This is a genomic window from Staphylococcus sp. HMSC056G08 (genome assembly GCF_001812305.1).
GTDB classification, from domain to species: Bacteria; Bacillota; Bacilli; order Staphylococcales; family Staphylococcaceae; genus Staphylococcus; species Staphylococcus simulans.
On the sequence record NZ_KV808489.1, the window covers coordinates 366 to 7,773 of the forward strand.

The following is a 7,408-nucleotide window of genomic DNA, read 5'->3' on the forward strand; positions in this document are numbered from 1 at the left end:
TAAAAAATACCGTGCAGATAATAATGTGATCTATAGAGATGTATTGGTGTTAGATTATGATGATGTTTCTGATTTAAAGGCATTGAACGAAGCGTTTAAAGCACATTTAGGGGCATTTGCTTACTTTTGGCATACAAGTTATAACCACCACACAGAAGCCCCTAGATTACGCTTATTTATCCCTTTAAATAAACATATTAATGGCGAAAATTATCGTAAGTATACAAAGGTAATAGCTTCTAAAATTGGTCATAAAGTAGATGAGGGTTCATATCAACCTAGCAGGGCAATGGCGTTACCCGTTATAAAAGATAAAAGCCGTGCGTTTATGTATAGATGTAATGACGCTCCAATATTGGATTGTCCTACTATAGAAGGTTGGGTCAACGAAATTAAACAAGAGGATAAGCCTATTACTGTTTCATATAAAGCTAAACGTGACAGCGCATATTGGCGTGATATTGCATTTGGAGTTAGTGAAGGTGAACGGAATCAAACTTTAGCTTCATTAATAGGTTATCTGTTGCGTAGATATGTAGATCAATATTTGGTTTATGGTCTGGCAAGTGCGTGGGCAATGACTTGTACACCGCCGATTGAACAAAAAGAGGTAAATAAAACATTCGAAAGTATTTTAAAAAGAGACAATCAAAATAAGAAGGGGGTTTCTGATTGAGTGAAGTAACTAAAGAAGATGTTTTCGAGTTAATCGAAAAAACTAGCTATATGACCAATAACGACGATTGGCGCAGTAAATTAAGACGAACAGCAACAACTAATGCATTAAAAAAGACAACAACTAACGCAGAGATTATTTTAGGCAACGATGAAAGTTTAAATAATTTAGTTCAATATGATGTATTTGAAAATGTCACTAAACTTAAACGCCTTCCTTACTGGCGTTCAAAAGACGATACAAATTACTATTGGGCTGACATTGACACAACGCATGTTATTTCTCATATAGACAGAGTTTATCATGTGCAGTTCAGCCGTGATGTTATGGATAGTGTTATAGAAAAAGAAGCCTATCAAAACAAATTCCACCCTATCAAGTCACTTATTGAAAGTAAACAATGGGACGGCGTAAAAAGAATAGAAACGCTTTTTATTGATTACTTAGGTGCAGAAGATACACATTATAACCGTGAAGTAGCTAAAAAATGGGTGATGGGAGCAATTGCCAGAATATACAAGCCTGGTATTAAATATGACACAATGGTTATTTTATACGGTAAACAAGGCGGGGGTAAATCAACACTGGCGAGCCGTATGGGTGGTCAATGGTATAACCAAAGCATTAATACATTCAAAGGTGATGAAGCATACAAAAAGCTGCAAGGTTCATGGATTTGTGAAATTGAAGAACTATCAGCCTTTCAAAAATCTACTATTGAAGATATTAAGAGTTTTATCAGTGCGGTTGTCGATATATACAGAGCTTCTTATGGCAAACGTACTGAGAGACACCCACGTCAAAGTGTTTTTGTAGGTACAACGAACAATTATGAGTTTTTAAAAGATAAGACAGGTAATAGACGTTTCTTACCGGTTACTACTGATAAGGATAAATCGACTAAAAGCCCGTTTGATGATCTAACACCTGAGGTTGTTCAACAAATGTACGCAGAAGCTAAAGTATATTTTGATAAAAATCCTATCGATAAAGCATTGCTTTTAGACAAAGAAGCCTCAGAAACTGCTTTAGAAATGCAAGCAGAACATTCAGAGAAAGATACACTTATCGGTGAAGTAGAGGACTTCCTAGAGCAACCTATACCATCTGATTATTGGTCGTTAAGTTTACATGATAAACAGATTTTATTCAATGGTGTAAATGGTACAAATTCAGATAATCACAGATTCTCTTTTTATAACGACGGTAATTTATTCTCATTAGATGGTTCAAAGCCCGGTCAATATGTATGGCGTGATAAGGTTTGCAGTAAAGAAGTTTGGAAAGTGATGATGGGCAGAGATGACCAGCCTCAACCTCATCATTTACGTAAGATTGATGAAGCACTTAGAAATACACGCTATTGTGGGATAAGTAAAAAACAATCTCGATACGGCGAAGGGATAGGTAAACAATATGGATTCGACGTTGATATGTCTTCGTACTATTCTGAATTGATTAATATAAAGTCATAACAGCAAGACAGTAAGACAGATATAAGACAGTTACAAGACACCCTCAATACTTTGTGGGAGTAAGTGCCACGCTATAACTGTCTCGGTGTCTTATAAACTTCACTCTAAACTTTAGGAAAATTACTATTTATTCTCAAAGTGTTGGGATGAAATCATAAGACGGTAAGACAGTATAGCTTTATCCTTTGTGGCAGTAAGGTTTAAAGGTGTCTCATAGTTGTAGCATGGCATAAGACAGTGGGACACCTAACAAGACAATGGAGGTTACAAATGAACAAAAATAGATTGAAAAATAAAATCTTGGAATATATCAAGACTCATAAAGAAACATCATTTGTAGAAATAGAAAGGATATTTGAAGAAAATAACTTCAATTACAAAGGAGATATAGCATATTTAAGCGGAGAAAATACCAATGTTGTATTTTGGATTGGTTGGAATGAGGAAGCTTTCAAACTAATTTCTGATTTAAAAAGAGAGGGCGATATAGAAATGACAATATGTCCGCCAATATATTATATGATTGATGGTAAATGTTTGGAGTTGCCGATTGTAAAGTCAAAGAACATCAAAACAGAACATTGGTTACCTGTTGCGTTTTCAGTTGTATAGCGTAGATACACTGATCTAAATGAATTCAAATAGGATTCTTAAAATGATACGTAGAACAGTAAGAAAAGTAAAAGTGTTAAAGCAATACTACAGTAATTAAAAATTAGAGGTAATTATGTGTGACTATTTCATCAAAATAGGAGGGATAGTATGAAGTTCAAGTATCTTGATAGTAGTTGATTAATGTAGCATTCATTAAAGACTATGAAAGGGAGAGAGGTTGGATAGTGGTTGATGTTGTTCCTAAGATTTTCATAGAAAAGAGTTAATCCAGTTTTTAGAAAGAGATACGAAGAACAGTGTGATTAACACATACTTAAATAAAAATCTAGGACTTTTTAGAATTCTCTTTTATATCAATGCGGATGTAAGCTATAAAACATTTTCATTATCAAAATGAAGAAGGTGATTAAGTGAATCATAAACGTATTGCATATTTAATAGTTAAACGTTCACCGATACCAATACATTTAATGAATACAAAATATATTAATAAAGCAGTTCAACGATACGCAAGAAAGCGTGATGATTTTGAACTTATTAAAATGTATATTTATCAGATTAAAAGAAGAGAGGTACAACATGTTAGATCTTGCAAATGAATCTGTTAAACGTATATTTAAGTGTAACAATAGGAATGAATTATTAAATACGTACTTTAAGTTATTAGATGAATACTTTCTTCATAATTTTATTTTTATGAAGAAGATAAAGACAACGAACGTATATATGACTTCGTTGTTTATACTAAAATCAAATTAGGAGATGAAGTAAATGACAGGTTTTAAAGAACAATTCGGATATCAACTATCTAGCTTTGATGATAAGGATATTAAAGGTTATGCCGAACTGTATCAAAAGGATATTGGTAAAGAGGTGGAATTGATTGAGCAAGGACTAAAGACATTAAGTATTACAGAATCAGAAGTATTATCACCAGAACAAATTAACAATAAACTATTAGGAGTGTTAAATATGAATGGAGTAAATCAATCAAGCAATACATGGGTAGGTACATTAACAAAACAATTAGTAAGCAGTGGAAATAACTTTAATATTAAAGAGTTACCAACTGCGCGTAAAGAAGTCTTCAATGAATTATTAGTCAATGCCGAGTTACCTCAAACATTACGTGATGTGATTACTATTACGAATGATGAACATGTAGAGACCTTACCTACACTAACGTACATTAAAGATAAGTTAGCTGCGAATGGTATAGAACTATCACTTAATGGAAGCAGTAAATATTTTGATAGACGTGAAGGATATATCTATACAGAGGTATCAGATAGTGTAGTGCATGGTTCTGATAGAACATTAGATGAGTTACTTAAAGAAATATTTATTAATGAATGTGTTGCATATGAAACAACACTACTCTTAGACAAGAACAATGCCAGTGGTTTGATTGATAAAGATAACCAAGACCTATCACTTTACAATCAAGGAATCAAAGAAGTAAGTAACACATCAATGTATGATGGTATCAAACAGGCGATGAAAGATATACCACAAACATTCAGACGTAATGTATCAATTGTAATGAATACAGATCATCATGATAAGTTAATCAAAGAGTTAGCACAGATGGGATTAGGTGCGCTTGCAGGTGATTTAAACAAGCTGTTTAATGTATCTCACGTAGTAATTACAGATGATGCACAAGATATTTTTGTAGGAGACTTTGCGCATGCTGTGTATGCTAAATATGAGCCTATTATGTACAATAAAAAGAAACAAGCATTTAAAGGTATTTACCAATTTTCGTTAAACTATGTATTTGATATCAAAGTTGTTGCGGAGTTATTACGTATCGTTAAAATCAATTAATTTTTATATAATCCCCCCTACCCTCGAAGAAAAAATAAAAATCGTCGGGGACCGACGGGGGCCCATCGCTCGCAATCAATCGAAAAATTTCATGAAAGGGGGGTAACTAGACTTATTTTTTCACTTGTTAAAAGGGATAAATCTATTCAAAGAAGTATAGCTATATGGCCTCTGCCTCCTAAAAGTAATGACAAAATATCAGAAACATGACTTTAAACGTTTTGCAGTCCAAAATTAATTAAAAAATAAGCTTAAAAAGATGAACCACTGCCTGATTAAAAGGTGGTGGTTTTTAATAATCTAACATGCAATATTTGAACAAACTAGTTTTCGTTTGAAAAAGTAATTTTAGAGAGCTAGCTCCTAAAGTTGTATTAATATACGGTGTTTTTCTGTTTAGACATCTATTTTAAATAAAGATAATCATAAGCTATTGTGATAGTTAGTGCTTTTACTATACTTAATTGGAATATTTAACTACTTTATTTACATACTAATTTTAAATTCATATACTATTTTTAAATAGAGCAAAAGCAAAGGGTGGATAAATTGAACTATAATGAACAGGATTACCAAGCATATTCTCAAAAATTTAGCGAGAGTATTTTGATGAGTTTTAAAGTATCTTTTACATATCAGAATAAAGATTATAACGGTTCGCTATTTGTGAATGATGACTATATAGTATTTATTAAAGCTAAAGAGGAGTTTATCTATCGTATTCCTATTACTGATATTATAGAATATGAAAAGGTAAACAAGATTAGAAGTGCGGTTCTCACGCTTATATATGGCAATGGTTATTATGCAGAAATTAGTTTTAAAGATAAAAATGAACCTGACTTATTGATTACTTACTTCCAAATTACTTATGAATATAGAATTAAAAAAGAGAAGTTTGAAGTTTGGCAACAAGCTGAAACAGAGTATATCAACAAAGAAAAAAGAAAGTTGTTAGATCAGGACAAAAGTGAATTTAACGAGTGGAAAGAACAAGAGTTGATTTCTTTTAAAGAAATGAAAGCTAAATACAAACAAGAAATACAACAACTAGAAATTGAAATTGAATATTATCTGAAAGAGAAGCAAAAAATCAGAACTAATTTAAAGAACATGGAACGTGAAAGACTGGCGAATATAGAAAGTAAATACAATGAGGTAAAAGAAAAAGTAGACCAACAAAGAACACGTTACAATGACCTCGTTAAAGAATATGATAATAAACAAAATGAATTGGAACAGGACTTACTGCGCTTTAAAGAAAGACAAATCAACAGTATTTCAGAACAAAAAGAAAAAGTTGAGAAAGAGCTTAGTATAAGACAAGATGAATTAGAACAAGCACAAAGCGAATTATCAGCAAAAAGAAAAGAGAAAAGGGCTATTCAAAGAGAGTTAACACAATTAAGAAAAGACCAAGATATAATGCAAGTCTTTGTAAGTGCTTTTGAGGAAGATGTAACTTCCCATGACTTGAAAAATAAATTAGGTATGCTCACATTAGAGGAAAAGGAAATGTTTAAAGACGGTGACGCAGCAATTTATTATGGGTACGAGGATGAAAAGAAAATAGTCAATGCTCAATTGAAGCAAATATTGCGTTCATTCAATACGGAATGTGATTATATGTTAAGCAATGTGACAGCTAAAAACTATGAAAGTTACCATAGCAGAATAATAAGAGCATATGAAACACTCAATAAGATATATAGTGTTGATAGTGTAGAGATTACTAAACCGTATTTAGAAAAGAAACTAGAGAAATTGAATTTAATCTATCAGTATCAAATTAAAGTCCAACAAGAAAAGGAAATTCAACGTGAAATCAAAGAACAGATTAAAGAAGAAGAACGTGTAAAACGTGAAATAGAACAAGAGAAGAAGAAAATCGAAAAAGAGGAAACGCAATTCAGTAATGAAGTTAGATCATTGTTCAAACGTCTTGAAAAATCACAAAGCGATATTGAAAAAGAATTATATGCTGATAAAATCAAAGAGTTAGAAAACAAGATAAAAGAGCTAGAAGAAGATAAAAAGAATGTGCTTGAACGTGAAGCTAATACCAGAGCTGGTTATGTCTATATCATCTCTAACATTGGTTCATTTGGTGAGGATATTTATAAGATAGGCGTTACTAGACGATTAGAACCATATGACAGAGTTAAAGAGTTAGGTGACGCTTCTGTTCCATTTGAATTTGATGTTCACGCCATGATATTTAGTGATGACGCACCTAATTTAGAGAATATACTTCATAAACACTTTAGAGATAGAGAAGTTAATAAAGTAAACCATAGAAAAGAATTCTTTAAAGTCAATATTGATGAAATAGAGCAAGTTGTTAAAGAAAACCATAATAATACAGTAGAATTTATTAAAGTGCCTGTAGCAGAACAATACTGGCAAAGTCAAAATATAGATGGATTGAATACTGATTATTAAACAATCTCTTTATATATGAATACGATAAGTGAAAAGATGAGTGAATAATATAGAGATGAAATAACTACTATTAATTTAGTAGATCAGCACAGTATTCAATGAGGTAATGCAATCACTGCTGCAAACATAGACATTTAACAATTTTAACAAGCTGAGAGAGCCTTTATTTTGCATTGAGAAAAGGAGTGTATGACTCATTGCAATTAAAAAGTAAAGTTGCTATTAAGATTAAACTGTCAAAATAACAAATATCAATAGATCTGGTGACATAATTTTTGTTTTAAATTCAAAAAAATTGGTTATATATTAATCTATACCCTTATAAATTAATGTGATAAGGGGCTGGGACATAAATACAGTCCAAAATAAA

General features: G+C 31.8%; 5 protein-coding genes. All 5 read left to right on the plus strand.

From position 1 onward, the window contains the following. Nucleotides 1-676 (plus strand): primase alpha helix C-terminal domain-containing protein (locus HMPREF2846_RS08245; RefSeq protein ID WP_070626410.1); only part of this gene is annotated, 676 nt, incomplete at its 5' end. Continuing rightward, nucleotides 673-2,151 (plus strand): virulence-associated E family protein, encoded by a 1,479-nt coding sequence (locus HMPREF2846_RS08250; RefSeq protein ID WP_070626411.1) that lies wholly within the window; start codon nucleotides 673-675, stop codon nucleotides 2,149-2,151. The genes HMPREF2846_RS08245 and HMPREF2846_RS08250, both read left to right, overlap by 4 nt. Before the next feature lie 270 nt (nucleotides 2,152-2,421). Then, a complete protein-coding gene (locus HMPREF2846_RS08255) occupies nucleotides 2,422-2,763 on the plus strand; it encodes a pathogenicity island protein (RefSeq protein ID WP_070626412.1) in 342 nt (113 codons plus the stop codon). Nucleotides 2,764-3,537: 774 nt separating this feature from the next. Continuing rightward, nucleotides 3,538-4,596, plus strand: a complete 1,059-nt coding sequence (locus HMPREF2846_RS08270; RefSeq protein WP_070626414.1) for a phage capsid protein — start codon at nucleotides 3,538-3,540, stop codon at nucleotides 4,594-4,596. 549 nt (nucleotides 4,597-5,145) lie between these two features. Continuing rightward, complete coding sequence (locus tag HMPREF2846_RS08275) at nucleotides 5,146-7,038, plus strand: SNIPE associated domain-containing protein (RefSeq protein ID WP_218086520.1); 1,893 nt, start codon at nucleotides 5,146-5,148, stop codon at nucleotides 7,036-7,038. Nucleotides 7,039-7,408 lie beyond the last annotated feature (370 nt).